Below are 19,594 nucleotides of genomic sequence, written 5' to 3' on the forward strand. Positions count from 1 at the left end.
CAACCTATGCTTCTTCCATTGAACACAATAATGGATGATGATGTTCACGTGAATATTCGTTGACTATATACACCTTGGTTTCAGCAACATCTTTAGAATACGTGCCACACACACCTACACCCTGCGTATGCACTTGCAACATCACCTGCGTCGCTTTTTCTTCAGACATAGCAAAAAAATCCATTAGAATCTCAATTACAAAGTCCATCGGTGTAAAATCGTCATTTAACAGGATAACTTTGTATAAAGGTGGCCGTTTTAACTTGGGCTTGGCTTCCTGAACAACCAAACCGTCATCGTTATCTTTAGATGGATCAAAATCAGACATATCAACGAAAATAATAAAAGTATTTTAAGAGCTTAACCATAGTGCCAATATCAGTAAATTTCAACTCTAAACATAACAAAATACATCCGTTCTTTCCGACTAGCGAAAAGTTTATTCTCAAGCATTAACCGATATCTCCGGGAAACGCTTGCGACACCCGTTTGACTTATTTCATCAGTAGAGTTCAAAAATCTTTACAAACATAATATAGCCAAATCAAGTAAAATAGCATTTTTTACAGCTGGAATTCATCGATGGTTTGGAAACCACACGTCACAGTTGCTGCCGTGATTGAACAGAACAATCGTTTTTTAATTGTTGAAGAAGAAACCTCCAATGGCATTCAATTCAATCAGCCTGCGGGCCATCTTGAAAAGGGAGAGGATTTGATCACGGCCGTCAAACGTGAAGTTCATGAAGAAACTGCCTGGTTTTTTGAGCCCGAACACATCGTAGCGATTCAACTTTGGCGAAAGAACCCGGAATTTCCAAGTTTCATCAGAATCTGCTTTTCAGGACTATGCCATTCGCACAACCCAAGCCAGAAACTGGATGACGGCATTATTGGCACCCATTGGCTGACCCGCGACGAAATAGCCGCCAGAGAGCATCATTTGCGCAGCCCTTTGGTGCTTATCAGCGTGGATGAATACCTGAGCGGGCAGCGTCACTCCTTATCATTACTACAATCATTTCTCGATCTTGATCATGCGTAAAAACATAATCGTCGGCATGTCCGGCGGTGTCGATTCATCCGTAACAGCGTTACAACTTCTGGAACAAGGCCATCAGGTAACCGGTTTATTCATGAAAAACTGGGAAGAAGATGACGGCACCGAATACTGCACAGCCATGCAGGATCTCGCTGACGCGCAACAGGTCTGCGACAAGCTGGGCATTGAATTAAAAACCATCAATTTTGCCGCCGAATACTGGGATGAAGTGTTTGAAGTCTTTCTGTCCGAATTCCAGGCAGGCCGCACGCCCAACCCGGATATCCTCTGCAACAAACACGTCAAATTTAAAGCTTTCCTGAATTATGCGATCGAGGATCTGGGTGCCGAATACATTGCCACGGGACACTATGCCCGCGTCAGCGAAAAAAACGGCGAATACTTTCTTTTGAAAGGACTCGATCCCGGCAAAGAGCAAAGTTATTTTCTTTATACGCTGGGGCAAAAACAGCTGTCGCGCACCTTGTTTCCGATCGGTCATCTGCACAAAACCGAAATCCGGGCCATGGCCAAAAAGGCCGGTTTCGCCAATCACAAGAAAAAAGACAGCACCGGCATCTGCTTCATTGGCGAACGCAAATTCAAGGAGTTCCTGCAACGGTATCTGCCGACCCAGCCCGGTGAAATGCGCACGCCGGAAGGCCAATATATCGGCCGGCATCAAGGTTTGATGTATTACACCCTCGGGCAACGCCAGGGCCTTGGCATAGGCGGCGTTAAAGACGCGCCGGACGAGCCGTGGTATGTGCTCGAAAAAGACCTTGAAAACAATGTTCTTGTCGTTGGCCAGGGCCACGATCATCCGTTGATGCTGCACAATGTGCTGGAAGCCAGCCAATTGGACTGGTGCAGCAACAAGCCGTTGACCCAGCCGATGCGCTGCAGCGCCAAAACGCGCTACCGGCAGCCGGACCAGTCTTGCCGCCTGGAGCCTATCGGCAACGACCGCTGCAAAGCGGTTTTCGACCAGCCTCAGCGAGCCATTACACCAGGCCAGTCCGTCGTCTTTTATGACGGGGAAATCTGCCTCGGCGGCGGCATTATTGAATCCAAAGCCAATGAATAATATCTAAAGTTTATTCAGTGCGAAGCCATGCTGCCGCCAAGCATCGGCATGGCTTCGTCGTGACAAAATATCAAAAACATCCGGACTAACTCATGACTAATTTTGCTCTTACCGCTATTTCTCCCATTGACGGCCGCTATGCCGATAAAGTGAAAGAATTAAGGCCTATTTTCAGTGAATACGGCCTGATCCGTTTTCGCGTGCAAGTTGAAGTGCGCTGGCTGCAGGCACTGGCTGCTCACCCGCAGATTACTGAAGTCAGCCCGCTAAGCAATTCCGCCAACCAATTATTGAACAGCATCGTTGATAACTTTTCGGAAGCCGATGCGCAGCGCGTCAAAGACATCGAGAAAACCACCAATCATGATGTCAAAGCTGTTGAGTACTTACTGAAAGAAAAAATAGCCGGCCACGCCGAGCTGGAAAAAGTCAGCGAATTCATTCATTTTGCCTGTACTTCGGAAGACATCAACAACCTGTCTTACGCGCTAATGCTGAAAGAAGGCCGTGTAGTCATTGCCAAGCAAATCACCGACTGCATCAATGCGATCAAGACTATCGCCGTGGAAACGGCCGGCCAACCCATGCTGTCGCGCACGCACGGCCAATCCGCCAGCCCGACCACGACCGGCAAGGAATTCGCCAACGTGGCCGCGCGCATGCTGCGCCAGAAAGAGCAACTGGAAGCTGTTGCCTTATTAGGCAAAATCAACGGCGCCGTCGGCAATTACAATGCCCATGCCGTGGCTTACCCTGATGTGGATTGGGCTGAATTTTCCAAGAACTTCGTCGAATCCTTAGGGCTGCAATGGAATCCGTATACGATCCAGATCGAGCCGCACGATTATATTGCCGAATTTTTCCACGCGCTGTCGCGTTTCAATACGATTCTGCTCGACTTCGACCGTGATGTATGGGGTTATATTTCGTTGGGTTATTTCCGCCAAAGAACGATTGCCGGCGAAATCGGCTCCTCAACAATGCCCCACAAAGTCAACCCGATCGATTTTGAGAATTCGGAAGGCAATTTAGGCATTGCCAATGCCCTGTTCTCATTCCTGGCCGAAAAATTGCCGGTTTCCCGCTGGCAGCGCGATTTGACCGACTCAACCGTACTCAGAAATATCGGCGTCGGCATCGCTCACACCAGCATCGCCATACAGGCCAGCCTGAAAGGCATCTCCAAGCTGCAGATCAATGCCGAAGCCATTGAAGCCGATCTGAATGCCAACTGGGAGGTGCTGGCCGAGCCGATTCAAACCGTCATGCGCCGTTACGGCATTGAAAAACCTTATGAAAAATTAAAAGAGCTGACCCGCGGCCAGCGCATTACGCCAGAGCAGCTTCGGACCTTCATTGAAAGCCTGGACATACCGGCTGAAGCCAAGACAGCGTTGCTGGAATTAACGCCCCGCAATTACACCGGCTATGCCGAAAAACTGGCCAGAAACATTTAATGATCAATTTTGTGAGACGGCTCACAGCATGATTCAATAATTTTCGAGATAATCGAACGCGATTGTCATACAGGTTAACTTTCTCCCTTGTTAGGCTAACTCGACAATCAGACTTCCTGGCTGTGTCGCCGCTCCTGGCACAGCCCTCTTTTATTCCCGGCAAGACAACCACGGCTTTCCCGCATTAAAATAGCACGCAGTTATTACTCACACTGTCCTGCCGTGCTCAATATCATCTGGATTTTCTTTTTCGTCGCCGCGTTTTTCACTGCGCTGTTTAAACTGCTCTTCCTGGGAGACCAACAGGTTTTTGCGCAAATCATGACCGCGATGTTCAGCTTGTCGAAATCGGCATTTGAAATTTCAATAGGCCTTACCGGCGTCCTGGCCTTATGGCTGGGCATTATGCGCATCGGCGAACGCAGCGGATTCATCCAGTTAATGACGCAAGGACTGACGCCGCTATTCAGCCGTTTGATGCCCGACATCCCCAAAGACCATCCTGCGCTGGGCGCCATCGTCATGAATATCTCGGCCAATGCGCTGGGACTGGATAACGCCGCTACACCGATGGGCATCAAAGCCATGAAGGAACTGCAAACGCTGAATCCGCATCCCGACACGGCCAGCGATGCGCAAATACTGTTTCTGGTTATCAATACCGCGGGGGTCACGCTGTTTCCGGTCACGATTTTCACTTATCGCGCGCAATTGGGCGCCGTTAATCCGACCGATGTTTTCATCCCGATTTTATTAGCGACTTACATGTCGACGCTGGGCGGCCTACTTGCCGTGGCATTCGTGCAGAAAATCAATCTGCTCGATAAAGTCGTCATGGCTTACCTGGGCGGCTTTACCTTGCTTGTAGCCGGCATCATCAGTTATTTTTCAAGCCTGCCCCAGCAGCAGATGCTCGAGCAATCGGCCTTGATGAGCAATGTCATTCTGTACACGCTGGTTGTCGTATTTATTCTCGGCGCGATCCATAAAGGCATCAATGCTTACGAAGCTTTTATCGACGGCGCCAAAGAAGGCTTTCAGACTGCGATTACCATCATTCCTTACCTGGTTGCCATGCTGGTCGCCATCGGCGTATTCAGGGCCAGCGGCGCTTTGGATTTATTGGCAGACCTGGCGCGCTATCTGACTTCTTTATTCATGATCGACGACCGCTTTATCGATGCGCTGCCCACTGCGCTGATGAAGCCATTCAGCGGCAGCGGCGCCCGGGCCATGATGATCGATACGATGAAAACGATGGGCGCCGATTCGTTTGCCGGCCGTCTGTCATCGATCGTACAAGGCAGCACGGAAACGACCTTTTATGTGCTGGCCATTTATTTCGGCGCAGTCGGCATCAAAAATATCCGTCATGCCGCCGCTTGTGGGATAATAGCGGATTTTGCGGGCATTATGGCCGCCATTTTTATTGCCTATTGGTTCTTTGGCTGATTTTATGAATATCCACCTCAAAACGCTCGGTTGTCGTCTTAACGAAGCGGAACTGGAAACTTGGGCTCAGGCTTTTCAAAAAGCCGGCCATCAGATAACGCGGCAGGCGGAAGCCGCCAATCTGGTCGTCATCAACTCCTGTGCCGTGACGCAGGACGCCGCCAGAAAATCGCGCCAGCTGATTAAACGCATACACCGGGACAATCCAGCAGCCAAGCTGGTCGTCAGCGGCTGCTACGCCACTTTGAACGAAGATGAAGCAGCGCAGTTAATGGGCGTCGATCTGGTCGTCAGCAACAAGGATAAGGATCTGCTGGTCGAAAAAACTCTGACCACGCTCAACATGGACAGCATGCCGGCCATGTCGACCGAACCGGGAGAGATTTCCCTGTTCACACGCGGCCGGCAGCGAGCCTTTGTCAAGGTTCAGGACGGTTGCCGCTACCGCTGCACGTTCTGCATTGTGACTGTCGCACGCGGCGTCGAGCGCAGCCGGCCTGTCGCGGACGTGATCGATGAAATCAACGCGCTGCACAGCCAGAACATCGACGAAGTCATCCTGACTGGCGTGCATCTGGGCGGCTACGGCAGCGATCTGGGCAACAATCTGTCAGAGCTGATAAAAGCCATCCTGGCCGAAACGGCTATCCCTCGCTTGCGATTAGGCTCTCTGGAACCGTGGGAATTGTCGGATGATTTCTATGCGCTGTTCGATAATCCGCGTTTGATGCCGCACTTGCATCTGCCCTTGCAGAGCGGTTCGGATCCGGTGCTCAGACGCATGGCGCGGCGCTGCAAAACCGACGAGTTTTCCGCCATCGTGAACAGGTTGCGCGCGCGAATACCGCACTTCAACATCACGACCGATATCATCGTCGGCTTTCCCGGCGAAACCGAACAGGAATGGCAGGACAGCTTCGATTTCATCAAGCAGACCGGTTTCGGCCATATCCATATCTTCACGTATTCGCCGCGCGAAGGCACGAAAGCTGCTACACTGCCCGATCAACTGTCTAATGAAGTCAAAAAGCAGCGCAGCCAACAGCTTCATGAATTGGCCGACACCATGAAACGGCAGTTTTTCGAAGCCAATGTCGGCCATTCGTTTCCGGTGTTATGGGAAGGCTATAGTGAAGAACTCGACGCCGGCAAAAAACGGGTGTTTGGCTATACGCCCAATTATCTGCGCGTAGGCTGCGTGATCAATCAGGACGAATCGCTTGAGAATCAAATTATTAAAGCCAGATTGACAGCGGTTGCCGAAAATTATCTTGTTGCCCAACTTGCCGAATAATTGCTTGAACAAGCGTGAATACAGCTTGAGCCGCCTTAATCCGGGAGTTTAGCTTTAAGTTAAAATGAGATATCATTTATTTATAGCTCAACATGCAGCGGTATTAGATCCTGCTCTACTGATTTTAGCACCTTGGGGACATCAATGAAGGGAGGCTTTCAATTGCTTCTCAATCCTTTAGCAAAAAAGTTGTTGTGGCTGACTAACAAGACCAGTTTAGACATTAATTATTTAGTGATGGTGGAAAAAACCATCTTTGAGAGGTTTTAATGAGTGGATTGAGCCCAGAAAGTTTGGGATTGAAGAGCGTTGGTACCGTTTATCGTAATCTCAGCTACGCTGATTTGCATGCCCATGAAGTCGATAAAAACGAGGGCAAGGAATCAAGCAATGGGACTATGATGGTCGATACCGGCAAATTTACCGGACGCTCGCCAAAGGACAAGTATTTTGTCCAGCAACTTCCCTCCAGCGAGCATATCGCCTGGGGCAAAATCAATCAGCCTGTTTCGGCCGAGGTTTTTGATGAACTCTATGCGGACGTCATCGATTATCTTTCCGGCAAGGATATTTATGTAACCGACGGTTACAGCGGCGCCAATGAGCACTCGCGCAAATCCGTGCGTTTCATTACCGAATTCGCCTGGCAGTCGCATTTTGTCAAAAACATGTTTATCCGTCCCGACGAATCGGAACTCGAGCATTTCGCGCCCGATTTTTGCGTCTATAACGCCAGCAACATGACTAATGAAAAATGGCAGAAGCATGGCCTCAATTCTGAAGTCTTCTGCATTTTCAACATCGAAAAGAACATTGCCATCATCGGCGGCACCTGGTACGGCGGCGAGATGAAAAAAGGCATCTTCACCATGATGAACTATTGGCTGCCGCTGAACGGCATCCTGTCGATGCATTGCAGCGCCAATGTCGGCAAAAGCGGCGATGTGGCTTTATTCTTCGGTCTGTCGGGCACCGGCAAAACCACTTTATCGACCGATGCTGCACGCAAGCTGATCGGCGACGATGAACACGGCTGGAGCGATGAAGGCATTTTCAACTTCGAAGGCGGCTGCTACGCCAAATGCATCGGCCTGTCTCCGGAAAACGAACCGGAAATTTACGCCGCCATCAAGCCCAAAGCCCTGCTCGAAAACGTCGTGTATGACGAAGACGGCGTGGTTGATTTCTTCGACAGCTCCAAAACGGAAAACACGCGCGTCTCCTACCCTATCGAGCATATCGAAAACCATGAGCCGACGCTCAGGGCGGGCCTGCCGAAAAATATCATTTTCCTGAGCTGCGACGCGTTCGGCGTTCTGCCGCCCGTATCCCGCCTGACCAAAGACCAGGCCATGTACTATTTCCTGTCCGGCTATACGGCCAAGGTTGCAGGCACCGAGCGCGGCATTATCGAACCTCAGGCCACTTTTTCTGCCTGTTTTGGCGAGGCCTTTCTGCCGTTGCACCCGACCGTCTACGCCAAACTGCTCGGCGAAAAAATGGAAAAGCACGGCGTTAACGCCTATCTGGTCAATACCGGCTGGAGCGGCGGCGGTTACGGGATCGGCAAGCGCATGAGCATTAAAGCGACCCGTGCCTGTATCAATGCGATTCTGGACGGCAGCATCAACAATGCCGAGTTTAACAAAATCCCTTACTTCGGCCTGTTCATTCCCAAGGAATTGCCGGGCGTCGATGATGCCCGACTCAACCCACGCGATGCCTGGGCTGATAAAGAGGCTTTCGATGCGACTTCAGCAAAACTGGCTGGCATGTTCATCGAAAACTTCAAAAAATACATCAGCGCCGGTGATGATTTCGACTTCACCAAAGCCGGTCCGCACATCTGATATAGCTGCATTAAACTTTTAAAGCCGGGGCGATCTCATCGCCCCGGCTTTGACGCAAAAACAGCTTAATGGCCGAAATGATTTTTATAATCCTCCATGGCCTTTCTGATCACCTCTTGCGCTTCGTCCCGTCCATAAATATTGACTATCTCGCTGACGCTGTCTTCATCAGGAAGATTTTTGTACGTCAGAAAATAATGCTTCAGGCGATTAATATAAGATTCGGGGCAATCCGATACATCACGCCACTGCCTATAAAACTCATCATCTTCCATAACTGCGATGATCTTGTCGTCGGCTTCGCCTTTATCAAGCAAGCGAAATCCGCCGATAGGAATGGCCGGCACAAGAATGTCGCCATGCGTTATCGTACGCTCACTGAACACGCAAATATCCAATGGATCGCCATCGCCTTTAATGACCGTTTTACCGGATTTTAATCCTGCGAACTCGGCAATTTTTTCGGCACAGAAAGTCTGTGGAATAAAGCCGTATAGCGTCGGCACCGTATTGGAAAACTTCTGCGGCCGGTCGATTTTAAGATAACCGCTGGCCTTGTCGATTTCATACTTGACCATATCGGTCGGCACTATTTCGATAAATGCCGTCACAGTGGTCGGCGCATTATCGCCAGGACTAATGCCATGCCAGGGATGTGCTTTGTATTTGCTGTTCATGATCAACCTCGTGCTTTTAACCCTGTTTGACATCATGAAGATAAATAGTTGCACCAATGACGGCAGCCGGCGCCACGACAATGTTCAATAACGGCAACGTCAATCCTGCCATGGTCAATCCGCCGAAGCTCAAGGCACCCAAACGCATCTCTTTAGCCAGCTGTTTCTGCTCCGAAAACAGAACGCCTTCGTTTTCAAGCGGGTAAGCCATATATTCGAGCGCCATGGCCCAGGCGCCGAACAAGGCCCACAGAAAAGGCGCGATCACATTGATGCCGGGAATAATGGACAACAACAGTAACGGCAAAGCCCGCGCAACAAGATACCCGAATCGTTTAACTTCAGCAGCCATGACTTTGGTCAAAGGCTGTTCTGCGACAGTGCCGTTTTTCCCGGTGACGATAGCCAGCGTTTTTGCCGCCAGTCTGCCATAGAACGGCGCCGCTATCAGATTCGCCAGTATCGTGAAGGTAAAAAAGCCAACGATAAAAAAGCTGATAAAAAACAGCGGCCACAAGATCCAGCTCAGCCACTGCAGCCAACCGGGAATAAACTGCTCGATCAGACTGTCGACGTAAAAATAGCCCAACGTCAACATCACGCTGTACAGCACCAGGTTGATCAGAACCGGAATGATCAGAAAGGCGCGCAATTGAGGACTGGCCAATAATCCCAATCCTCTGAAAAAATAGCCGACCGCCAATGCCGGGTTATTGCCTTTTTTATTGATCTGCATGTTTTAGACTCCCTACCCCATGTTCAGACGGATCCAAAACTACGCCTTTCTCGGTCACAATCGCTGAAATCAATTCAGCCGGCGTCACGTCGAATACCGGATTCCAGGCGCTGACCAGAGAATCCTCCTTGATGTAGCAAGATGCCAGCAATTCATTGGGGTTGCGCTGTTCGATCTCTATGCTGCTGCCGTCTTTGATGCTCCAGTCTATCGTCGAAGTCGGCGCCGCCACCATGAGCTTGACGCCATGCTGCCTGGCCAGCACAGCCAATGAATAAGTGCCGATCTTGTTGGCCGCATCGCCGTTGGCGGCAATACGGTCGGCGCCCACGACTATCCAGTCGATCGAGCCGGATTTCATGAGCCAGGCCGCCGCCGAATCAGCGATTAGCGTTGCCGGTATGCCATCCTGCGCCAGTTCCCAGACGGTCAGGCGCGCGCCCTGCAGCCAGGGCCGGGTCTCGCCGGCATAGACATTGACCGGCTGACGTCGATAGACGCTGCGGATAACGCCCAGCGCTGTGCCATAGCCGCCTGTCGCCAGCGCGCCGGCATTGCAGTGCGTCATGATGCCTTTGGCGCCGGCCAGAATGTCAGCCCCCAATTCGCCCATGGCGTGATTGGCGGCGATATCGTCCGCATGAATTTTCTCGGCACAGGCCAGCGCAGCCGCCAAAGGATCACTTTGTACCTGACTCAATGCCGCCTTCATCTGATCCAGTGCCCAGAACAGATTGACGGCCGTCGGCCTAGAATGCGCCAGCCTGTCGATATCGGCCGCCACTTGTTGCCGCCACTGATCCGATCCAGCCGAATAATGCCGCATGACAGACAGCACGACCCCGTAAGCCGCCGCAATGCCGATCGCCGGCGCACCGCGCACACGCATGGAAGCAATGGCTTCCGTCACGCCGGCGGCATCGCTGTATTCGTCATAAACGATGGTTTCGGGGAGTTGTCGTTGATCCAATACTTTTAAAGCAGCGCCTGTCCATTGCAGGGCTTGTACAGCCAATTTACTCTGTCTTGTCATTATTTATCAAAAATTAAGTTAAAAAAGTTATAATTCCGCGTCTAAATAACAGGAATACCTATGATAGTCGATACAGTGATCCACGCGCGCTGGATTATACCCGTTGAACCGGAATCCGTAACTACGGCTCCCTCCGTATATGAATACCATGCCCTGGTTATCGATGGCGGCCGGATTATCGATCTGTTGCCGTCGGATATAGCCCGGCAAAAGTACCAAGGTACGACAACGGAAAACCTGGAAAGTCACGCTTTGCTGCCCGGTTTCGTCAACAGCCATACGCATGCGGCCATGACATTGCTGCGCGGCATCGCCGACGACCTGCATCTGATGGATTGGCTGCAAAATCATATTTGGCCTCTGGAACAGAAATGGATGAGCGAAGCGTTTGTGCGCGATGGCACCGATCTGGCCATTGCCGAAATGATTCTGGGCGGCACGACCTGCTTCAATGACATGTATTTCTTTCCTGAGATCACAGCACAGCAGGCCCTGCATCATGGCATACGCGCCAGCGTCGGCCTGATCGTGATCGATTTTCCGTCAATCTGGGCCGAAAACAGCGAAGCCTACATCGAAAAAGGCCTGGCCTTGCACGATCAACTCAGCCATCATCCGCTGATCTCGACGCCGTTCGCCCCGCATGCGCCGTATACGGTCTCGGATGAGCCATTGAGCAAAGTCAGAACGTTTGCCGATGAACTGGAACTGCCCGTGCATATGCATGTGCATGAGACCCTGCACGAAGTCGAACAGGCACAGCAGGCAACCGGGCAGCGACCGTTGCAGCGATTGCATGAACTGGGCCTGCTCAGTCCGTCATTCATAGCCGTCCACATGACCCAGCTGACCGATGACGAAATCGAACTGGTTGCCGAAACCGGCGCGCATATCGTGCATTGCCCCGAATCGAACCTGAAGCTGGCCAGCGGCTTCAGTCCGGTCGCCAAATGCCTGGCGGCGGGCATCAATGTTGCCCTGGGCACCGATGGCGCAGCCAGCAACAACGATCTCGACATGCTCGGGGAAATGCGTACCGCTGCGCTGCTCGGCAAGGCCATTGCCGGCGACGCCAGCGCTATCCCGGCCATGACAGCTCTGCGCATGGCCACCATCAACGGTGCCAAAGCGCTGGGCCTGGATCAGGAAATCGGCTCGCTCAGCATCGGCAAATCCGCCGATGTCATTGCTATCGATCTGTCGCAACTGGAAACCCAGCCCCTGTATTGTCCGGTTTCACAGATCGTCTATGCCGCCAGCCGCCAGCAGGTTACCGACGTCTGGGTAGCGGGCAAACGCCTGTTGAAACAGCGCAATCTGACCACGATCGATATAACGGATTTAAAGCAGAAGCTCGACGAATGGCGGCAGCGCCTATCGGCATGAGCAACCAGTAATGACGAATAACCTACTAATATAGTACACTAATAGCCATCCAACACACGGTTCATAAGATGACAGCATCAGACAACGTACATCTGCACGAAATCAACAAATTCGGCTCAATGGCCGAACGCTGGTGGGACCCGCAAGGCGAATTCAAAACCCTGCACGACATTAATCCGCTGCGCCTCCAGTTCATCCAGCAGTATGCGGAAATCGCCGGCAAGCGCATCGTTGACGTCGGCTGCGGCGGCGGCATTTTAACCGAAGGGCTCGCCAGACTTGGCGCCGATGCGCTGGGCATTGACCTCAGCGAAGAACTGATCGATATCGCCGATCTGCATGGGCTGGAATCCGGCGTCAACACGCACTATCAGAAAATCAGCGCCGAAGCGCTGGCGGAGCAGCAGCCTGAAAGCTTCGACCATGTCACCTGCATGGAGATGCTCGAACATGTGCCGGACCCCGGCTCTATCATCAGCGCCTGCGCCCGGCTCGTCAAGCCCGGCGGCATGGTATTCTTCTCGACTCTGAACCGGCAGCCGAAAGCTTATCTGCTGGCCATTGTCGCGGCTGAGCACGTGCTCAGAATGCTGCCTAAAGGCACGCATGATTTCAAAACCTTCATCAAGCCGTCGGAATTGAGCCAGTCCGCCCGCAGCGCAGGCCTTGAACTGCAAGGCATGGTGGGCATCGAATACAACCCGTTCACCAAGCGTTTCAGCCTGGGCAAGGACATCGATGTCAACTACCTCGCCGCATTCAGACGGTCCGAATAGACGCCCAATGTCGACCGACTTCAAATTAGCCTGCGTTTTATTCGACCTGGACGGCACACTGGTCGATACCGCGCCCGATCTGATCGCCAGCCTGAACAAGGCTTTGGCCGAGCATGGCTTTTCAACCGTCGCGCCCGAAGCTATCCGCCCTTTTATCTCCTATGGCGGCGGCGCCATGGTCAGAGAGAGTGTAGGCGCCGATACCGATCAGGAGACTCAGGCTGCTGTCTTGAAGACCATGCTTGATTGTTACCAGACCAATATTGCCGAACATACGGTGTTTTTCTCGGGCATGGTCGAAACACTGGGCATCATCGAAGCGCTGGGATTGAAATGGGGTGTCGTGACCAATAAACGCAAACGCTTTACCGAGCCGCTGATGGAAGCATTGCAATTGACCGCGAGGGCCGCCTGCATCGTCAGCGGCGATACTACGGCCAACAGCAAGCCGCACCCTGAACCGATGCTGGAAGCCTGCCGGCAGGCAGGCGTTCAGCCCCAGGAATGCGTTTTTATCGGCGATGCCGTTCATGATATTGCGGCCGGAAAAAATGCCCGGATGAAAACCCTGGCCGCACTGTACGGTTACCTGAAACCGGGCGACATGCCGGAAACCTGGGGCGCCGATGCGCTGATCGAGTCGCCCGAACAAATTCCAACCTGGATAGAGTCATTCACATGCCGCTAACTCATCACGTCATTCTTATCACCGGTGCAGGCGGCGGCCTGGGAAGCACGGCGGCGCTGGCCTTGGCCAAACAGGGTGCGCATATTATCCTGCTCGATAAAAGCATCCCCAAGCTGGAAAAAACTTACGACGCCATCGTAGCCGCCAACGCGCCGGAACCTATTATTTATCCTTTCGATCTGGCGGGCACCAGTGAAATGGACTATCAGGAACTGGCCGACAGAATCGACGAAAAATACGGTTCGCTGCAGGGCGTTCTGCATTCGGCCGTGGAATTTACCGCATTCTCGCCTATTTCAGTCACTAAAACCAAGGACTGGGGACATACGCTGAACGTCAATCTGAATGCGCCTTTTCTGCTGAGCCGCGTGTTGCTGCCGGTGCTGAATAAAAGCGCGCACGCCTCGATCGTCTTCACCTCCGACTCATCCGCCAGAAACGCGCCGGCTTATTCGAGCGCTTACGGCGTATCGAAAATAGCAATGGAAGGCTTGGCCAATATCCTGGCCGAAGAACTTGAAGCCTTCAACAAAATACGCGTCAATACCTTAGTGCCCGGCCCTGTTGACTCGCCGCTAAGAAAGCGCGCTTATCCGGCGGAAGACAAACACAAGCTGCCCGCCATGGAATCCCTGGCTCCCGTCTATGTCTATTTATTTGGCGCCGAAAGCATTGGCATCACCGGCCAAGTTATAGACGCCCGAACCTTTAATCTATAACTGAACTATTATGGCAGAAAGAGAAACCGTTGTTTTAACCCGCGATGTCAATGTTGTCACTATACCGGACGGCAATACCGGAACTTTGAGCAAAGGCCACCAGGTTACTATTCACCAATCTCTCGGCAACAACTACACCGTCGTAACCGAACACGGCCACATGGTTCGCATTGCAGGCGTCGATGCCGACGCGCTGGGCAAGGATGAGCATCAACTGCACACCCTGGTCAAGGATACCAGCCCGGAAGCGGTTGAAAAAAACTGCTGGGAAGTCATGAAAACGGTTTACGACCCGGAAATCCCGGTCAACATCGTCGACCTGGGCTTGGTTTACTCCTGCCAGGTCACGCCGACTGGCGAAGGACTGAACGACGTGCATGTCATGATGACTTTGACGGCGCCCGGCTGCGGCATGGGGCCTGTCATCCAGAGCGATGTGGAAAAATGCATCCGCGCGCTGCCCGGCGTCGCCAGTGTCAATGTCGAAATCGTGCTCGATCCGCCCTGGTCGCGCGAAATGATGTCGGAAGTCGCTCAGTTGCAGCTAGGCCTGTATTAAGCAAGCCCGAACAGGCTCGACACTAACGTACGCGAACTTGCACAACCAAGGTCTGGACCTGATATTTCCCGGCGGCTGCATGATGGATGCTATATTCCGGCTGCCGCCATCCCTCACCCTTCTTCAGGACTATTAACCGGGAAACGGTTTTCATCCCGGCTACATTGCCGCCGAGGCATTGCGCCCGGAATGTTGTTTTTCCAGCAACTCTCCCTATTCATCAATGTTGTCCTCTGACCCTATTCAATCAGATTATCAGCATTTACTGACATTATTATAATTTTTGCATGATTGTATAAAACTATCGGGTACTGTAAAAATTACTGTTACCATCCATTTATACACATGAACCATGACACTCTTCCCTTGGGACCCGAAATTCACTACCGGTATTGATAAGATTGATACACAGCATAAGCGGCTGTTCAATCTAATCAATCGGCTGAATGAGGTCATTGCCATGGGAGAAGCGCAGCAGGTCCTGATCAGAACATTAGATAAACTGGTCGCCTATATCTATTATCATTTCGATGCCGAAGAAAATTTCATGCGCCAAAATGACTATCCTGAACCGCTCTTTCTGGAGCATCGGGTAAAACATCAGGAATTTGTAAAAAAAATTGCCAAGGAACAGCTCCGGTGTGCGATCAACCCGAAAAGAATCTCGATAGAGCTGCTCAATTTTTTTATGGATTGGCTCACCGACCATATACTCAATGCCGATAAACAGATGGCGTTAACAATGCTTGAAGTCGAGCAAGCTGTCGGCGAAACCAGCGCATGCTACTTCATCAAGGACGCTTCCGGCAGTGCGCCACAGGACAGCGAAAGCCAATTCACAACGTTTGTCGATGATCTGCCCGTCTTTATCTGGCTCAAGGATGAATGCAACCGGCTTATTTACTGTAATAAACACTGGCAGCAAGTCACTGGTTTAACGGCCAGCGACTATTCAACCGACGCATGGCTGAATTACATTCACCCGGATGACCGCAATCGATTACTGGCCGAATATGCCCGAGCTTTTAAAGAACGCTCAATAGTGCAGATTGAATACCGGCTGATTACCCGTGATGAGACCTGCCTTCATGTTTTGGAAACCGCGGCTCCCAGAATGTTTGAAAATAACGAGTTTGCCGGCTTTATCGGCTGGGGCATGAATATTTCGAGACAAAAACAGATTGAAGCGGCACTGGCTTTATCTGTGGCTCAACTTGAAGAAACTTTAAGAAAACGAACACAGGAATTGCAGCAAATCCACGAAAAGTTTAATCGAAAAAAGGAAGCGCAACGGGTTTTACACCAAAAATTGAAAGAAACCCAAGGTCGCCTGATCCAGCCCGGAAAGATGCCGCGGCAGGACCGCTGACTGCAGGCATTATTCATATTATCCAGGATCATCAAAGGACACAAATCAGAGTCTATTTGCCGATTAATTTATTTTGTCCGCCAACTGCCCTCGTTTCGTAAATGCCTGATACCAACGCCTTGTCTCCAGAAAGTGTCTGAAGAAAAACCATTAGAAAACAGTCATTCTGATGGAGAAATTAAGGGTGCAGACAAAGCGCACTTCAGCCATAATCAATAAATTACCGCCAGCTTCGTTTCCGCGCAGATAAACGAAGGAATGACTGGACAAGCAAGTCAAAACTAAATAATTGCAGAGAAGTGGTGATCAATTATGACAACGAGAGAACAAGACCAAAAATTCATGGACATGGCTTTCGAGCAAGCGCAAAAAAGCTACGACGAAGGTGGTTTGCCTATCGGTACAGCAATGGTTGAAAACGGCAAGATTTTAGCCGTAGGCCACAACAAACGCGTTCAGGAAGGAGACCCGATCGCGCATGGCGAAATGGACTGTCTGCGCCAGGCCGGGCGGCGCAGCAGTTACAAGGCCGTTACCCTGTACACGACGCTCAGCCCCTGCATGATGTGCGCCGGCACCATTGTTCAGTTCGGCATTAAACGCGTTGTCGTTGGCGAAAACAAAAATTTTCCCGGCAACATTGAGTTTTTAAAAAGTCATGGCGTCGAAGTAACCTTGCTTGATGATAAACGGTGCATCGAACTGATGGCCCGTTTAATCCGGGAAAAGCCGCAACTTTGGAATGAAGATATTGCTGTGGAATAAGCCGCTGCTTTAAACGCTCAAAAGCTATTCCTGATGTCAAAATCAGCCCGAAAAATGCCGCTCCGCTGATCAGCTGCCAGACGATCCTGATAGCTGATCAGCGGATGTAATTGGCGTTAATGTCGTCTTGGCTTATAGACTTTCGTTGCGGGTTCGGCTGCCGCCGCTCTCTCCTCTTTAGCCATGCCGGCGAATTCAAACAACAGATCCAGTTCTTTATCGGTCAGTTCATAAAAAGCCTGCGTTTTCAAACGCTCCGGCAGCACCACAGGCCCGTAACGCAGACGAATCAGCCGGCTGACAGTGACCTCCTGCGATTCCCACAAACGCCTGACCAGCCTGTTGCGGCCCTCGGTCACAATGACGTGATACCATTTATTGGCCCCTTCGCCGCCGGCAAAATGGATCTCGTCAAACTTGGCCTTGCCGTCTTCCAGTTCCACGCCCTGCTTGAGCTTTTCCATCGTCGCGTCCGATACTTCGCCCAGAATGCGCACGGCATATTCGCGCTCCACGGATGTGGACGGGTGCATCAAGCGATTGGCCAGCTCGCCGTTATTGGTCACCAGCAATAATCCCGAGGTGTTGATATCGAGACGGCCTACCGCAATCCAGCGGCCCACCGCCAGTTCCGGCAACTGCGAGAATATGACGGGCCGGCCTTCCGGATCGCGGCGCGTAACGACTTCACCGGTCGGCTTGTGGTACAGCAGCACGCGCGTAGGCTGTTTGCCGAATTTTTCCCAGTGCACGATCCGGCCGTTGATCTGCAAAAAGTCCCCTGGCTTTAAACGGGTGCCTGGGGTGACGTCCACACCGTTCAGCTTGACCCGTCCTTCTTCTATCCAGCGCTCGATTTCCCTACGGGAACCGACGCCGCCGCGCGCCAGTACTTTTTGGATGCGTTCGCCTTCTGCCGGCTGATCCGCATCGGTCTTTTGGGGCGGCTTGGCCGGCTTGGTTTTGCTGAATGGTTTGTGTGCATCTGAACCGTCGCGCCGCGGCGCTTTTTTATAATGTTCGCCCGCCGCCGGTTTAGCGCGATCGGTCTTTTTCGATGCCTTGCTGTTATTCGGCTGTTTCTGCGAACTGTTCGCTGGTTTCTTGCTCTTCACTCTTTACCTGCATGGGTTGTTGCCCGTTGTCCATCGACAAATCAAGATTTTGAATCTCCTGTAAAGTCGGCAGTTCATCCAACGAGGCAATATTGAAATAATCCAGAAATTGTTTGGTCGTACCGTAAACCGCGGGCCGCCCCGGCGCTTCCTTATAAGCCACTATGCGTATCCACTCGCGTTCTAGGAGTGTCTGCATGATGCTGCTGCTGACACTGACGCCGCGAATGTCTTCGATATCGCCGCGCGTCACCGGTTGACGATAGGCGATAATAGCCAGCGTTTCCAGCAATGCGCGCGAGTATTTGGGCGGTTTTTCTTCAAAAAGCCGTGCCACCCAGCGCGACAGTTCCTGTTTGACCTGAAACCGATAGCCACTGGCCACTTTTTTCAGTTCGACAGGCCTGAACCGGTATTCTTCAACAATGGCGTCGATGGCCGACTGGATTTCCGGCAATTCCGGCTGTTCTATCTCGGGAAATACCTGTTGCACCTGTTTTGCGGTCATCGGTCTGCTGGCAGCGAATAAAATGGCTTCGACTATGCGTTTGATTTCCATGTTGAATTCCGGCTGCTCACTGACGGGTAGCGGTTCGGGTAATTGTATGGGTTGATATTGTCGGCGTCGATTCTTGTGGCTGACGTAGGCTCTAAGTCTGTCTAGATCGACAGGCGGCCCTTCAACAGGCTCGGGAATAATCGAGGTATCTGAATCAGTCGCAAGATTGGGTACCGGTTTGGCTTTTCTGGGCTTTCGCTCTCTCTTTGGCTCAAGCGGCGCTGCCGGCGCTTCTGACTCGAAGCCCGGCAATGGCGTCTGATTCGATGATGTCGATGAGTCGCTCTTTGCTGAGTTCGAGGATGGCCAGAAACGAGACAACGACCCCTTGTCGTCCTTCTTTTCGGATAAATAATTGCGAGAAAAGGAGACTATCTTCTCCTTTAAGTTTTTCCAAAATGGTTGCCATTCGTTCACGGACTGATAACGGTTCTTTGATAATTTGATGGTGACTAAGCTGTTCTACGCGTTTCAGTACATCCTTAAACGCCAGCAACAGTTCTCTTAACTGCACATCGGGCAGGATTTTCTCAACGTTGAGCGTGGAAACATCAACTGGCGTTTCAAACAGATCACGCTCAATCCTGGGCATCAGATCGATTTCCTCGGCCGCATTCTTGATCGCTTCATATTCCTGCAATCTACGGATCAGCGTGGCTCTTGGGTCTTCTTCTTCGTCTTCCGCTTCCGGCTGCCGGGGCAGCAGCATTCTGGACTTGATCTCCGCCAGCAGCGCGGCCATGACCAGATATTCGGCCGCCAGTTCCAGATTCAGCAGTTCCATCATCTGTATGTAAGCGACATACTGATGCGTAATCTGGGCGATGGGTATGTTGAGAATATCGAGATTCTGCCTTCTGATCAGGTACAACAACAAATCCAGCGGCCCCTCGAAGGCCTCCAGAAACACTTCCAGCGCATCGGGCGGAATGTAGAGGTCTTCCGGCAACTCATTAAACGGCGCACCATGAACTATAGCGATGGCTTGCGGCTCCTCCAGAACCTCGGCTGTATTTTGATTCATCTCAAAA

Annotated in this window: 20 protein-coding genes; 13 read left to right on the forward strand and 7 right to left on the reverse strand. The window is 51.6% G+C overall.

Translation table 11 applies throughout. The features are described from left to right. Positions 1–4: 4 nt before the first annotated feature. Entirely contained in the window at positions 5–328 is a 324-nt protein-coding gene (clpS, locus tag IT781_RS01825) for an ATP-dependent Clp protease adapter ClpS (protein ID WP_027157262.1), read from the reverse strand. Between the two features lie 254 nt (positions 329–582). On the opposite strand from clpS, the gene IT781_RS01830 reads away from it, so the two are divergent. The 6 genes from IT781_RS01830 (at position 583) to pckA (ending at position 8,181) form a co-directional block, all read left to right on the forward strand. Next, positions 583–1,044, forward strand: coding sequence for an NUDIX hydrolase (locus tag IT781_RS01830; protein ID WP_194968422.1), 462 nt, complete (start codon positions 583–585; stop codon positions 1,042–1,044). Further along, positions 1,037–2,128: a tRNA 2-thiouridine(34) synthase MnmA gene (mnmA, locus tag IT781_RS01835; protein WP_194968423.1), complete on the forward strand. Its 1,092-nt coding sequence runs from the start codon at positions 1,037–1,039 to the stop codon at positions 2,126–2,128. Before IT781_RS01830 ends, mnmA begins: the two co-directional genes overlap by 8 nt. A gap of 92 nt (positions 2,129–2,220) precedes the next feature. Next, a complete protein-coding gene (gene purB, locus IT781_RS01840) occupies positions 2,221–3,585 on the forward strand; it encodes an adenylosuccinate lyase (RefSeq protein ID WP_194968424.1) in 1,365 nt (454 codons plus the stop codon). Positions 3,586–3,807: 222 nt separating this feature from the next. Next, positions 3,808–5,037, forward strand: coding sequence for a spore maturation protein (locus tag IT781_RS01845; RefSeq protein WP_194968425.1), 1,230 nt, complete (start codon positions 3,808–3,810; stop codon positions 5,035–5,037). 4 nt (positions 5,038–5,041) lie between these two features. Then, positions 5,042–6,331, forward strand: coding sequence for a tRNA (N(6)-L-threonylcarbamoyladenosine(37)-C(2))-methylthiotransferase MtaB (gene mtaB, locus IT781_RS01850; RefSeq protein WP_194968426.1), 1,290 nt, complete (start codon positions 5,042–5,044; stop codon positions 6,329–6,331). Positions 6,332–6,600: 269 nt separating this feature from the next. Then, entirely contained in the window at positions 6,601–8,181 is a 1,581-nt protein-coding gene (gene pckA / locus IT781_RS01855; protein WP_194968427.1) for a phosphoenolpyruvate carboxykinase (ATP), read from the forward strand. A 65-nt stretch (positions 8,182–8,246) separates the two neighbouring features. Here pckA and IT781_RS01860 read toward each other — a convergent pair whose 3' ends face one another. Genes IT781_RS01860 through mtnA form a run of 3 tightly spaced genes read right to left on the reverse strand, consistent with a single transcriptional unit; the run spans position 8,247 to position 10,627 of the window. Next, positions 8,247–8,858, reverse strand: a complete 612-nt coding sequence (locus IT781_RS01860) for an inorganic pyrophosphatase (RefSeq protein WP_194968428.1) — start codon at positions 8,856–8,858, stop codon at positions 8,247–8,249. A gap of 16 nt (positions 8,859–8,874) precedes the next feature. Then, positions 8,875–9,594, reverse strand: a complete 720-nt coding sequence (gene cysZ, locus IT781_RS01865) for a sulfate transporter CysZ (protein ID WP_194968429.1) — start codon at positions 9,592–9,594, stop codon at positions 8,875–8,877. Next, complete coding sequence (mtnA, locus tag IT781_RS01870; RefSeq protein WP_194968430.1) at positions 9,581–10,627, reverse strand: S-methyl-5-thioribose-1-phosphate isomerase; 1,047 nt, start codon at positions 10,625–10,627, stop codon at positions 9,581–9,583. The genes cysZ and mtnA overlap by 14 nt, the downstream gene beginning before the upstream one ends. A gap of 60 nt (positions 10,628–10,687) precedes the next feature. On the opposite strand from mtnA, the gene IT781_RS01875 reads away from it, so the two are divergent. From IT781_RS01875 to IT781_RS01905, 7 genes are all read left to right on the forward strand, one after another. Further along, a complete protein-coding gene (locus IT781_RS01875) occupies positions 10,688–12,013 on the forward strand; it encodes a TRZ/ATZ family hydrolase (RefSeq protein WP_194968431.1) in 1,326 nt (441 codons plus the stop codon). A gap of 68 nt (positions 12,014–12,081) precedes the next feature. After that, positions 12,082–12,789: a bifunctional 2-polyprenyl-6-hydroxyphenol methylase/3-demethylubiquinol 3-O-methyltransferase UbiG gene (gene ubiG, locus IT781_RS01880; protein ID WP_194968432.1), complete on the forward strand. Its 708-nt coding sequence runs from the start codon at positions 12,082–12,084 to the stop codon at positions 12,787–12,789. Positions 12,790–12,796: 7 nt separating this feature from the next. Next, positions 12,797–13,477: an HAD family hydrolase gene (locus IT781_RS01885; protein ID WP_194968433.1), complete on the forward strand. Its 681-nt coding sequence runs from the start codon at positions 12,797–12,799 to the stop codon at positions 13,475–13,477. Beyond that, positions 13,468–14,196, forward strand: a complete 729-nt coding sequence (locus IT781_RS01890) for an SDR family NAD(P)-dependent oxidoreductase (RefSeq protein ID WP_194968434.1) — start codon at positions 13,468–13,470, stop codon at positions 14,194–14,196. The genes IT781_RS01885 and IT781_RS01890 overlap by 10 nt, the downstream gene beginning before the upstream one ends. Before the next feature lie 10 nt (positions 14,197–14,206). After that, positions 14,207–14,755 (forward strand): putative Fe-S cluster assembly protein SufT, encoded by a 549-nt coding sequence (gene sufT, locus IT781_RS01895; protein WP_194968435.1) that lies wholly within the window; start codon positions 14,207–14,209, stop codon positions 14,753–14,755. A 352-nt stretch (positions 14,756–15,107) separates the two neighbouring features. After that, entirely contained in the window at positions 15,108–16,124 is a 1,017-nt protein-coding gene (locus IT781_RS01900; protein ID WP_194968436.1) for a bacteriohemerythrin, read from the forward strand. A gap of 312 nt (positions 16,125–16,436) precedes the next feature. Further along, on the forward strand, positions 16,437–16,889 hold the full coding sequence (locus IT781_RS01905; RefSeq protein ID WP_194968437.1) for a nucleoside deaminase: 453 nt from the start codon (positions 16,437–16,439) through the stop codon (positions 16,887–16,889). Positions 16,890–17,005: 116 nt separating this feature from the next. Here the strand turns inward: IT781_RS01905 and rluB are convergent, their stop codons facing one another. Genes rluB through IT781_RS01920 form a run of 3 tightly spaced genes read right to left on the reverse strand, consistent with a single transcriptional unit; the run spans position 17,006 to position 19,587 of the window. Beyond that, positions 17,006–18,004, reverse strand: a complete 999-nt coding sequence (rluB, locus tag IT781_RS01910) for a 23S rRNA pseudouridine(2605) synthase RluB (protein ID WP_370526879.1) — start codon at positions 18,002–18,004, stop codon at positions 17,006–17,008. Beyond that, on the reverse strand, positions 17,958–18,815 hold the full coding sequence (gene scpB, locus IT781_RS01915; protein ID WP_228778850.1) for an SMC-Scp complex subunit ScpB: 858 nt from the start codon (positions 18,813–18,815) through the stop codon (positions 17,958–17,960). Before scpB ends, rluB begins: the two co-directional genes overlap by 47 nt. Next, positions 18,775–19,587, reverse strand: coding sequence for a ScpA family protein (locus IT781_RS01920; RefSeq protein WP_194968438.1), 813 nt, complete (start codon positions 19,585–19,587; stop codon positions 18,775–18,777). Before IT781_RS01920 ends, scpB begins: the two co-directional genes overlap by 41 nt. Between the last annotated feature and the right edge of the window lie 7 nt (positions 19,588–19,594).

Origin of the sequence: Methylobacter sp. BlB1 (assembly GCF_015476545.1) — a bacterium.
GTDB lineage: Bacteria > Pseudomonadota > Gammaproteobacteria > Methylococcales > Methylomonadaceae > Methylobacter.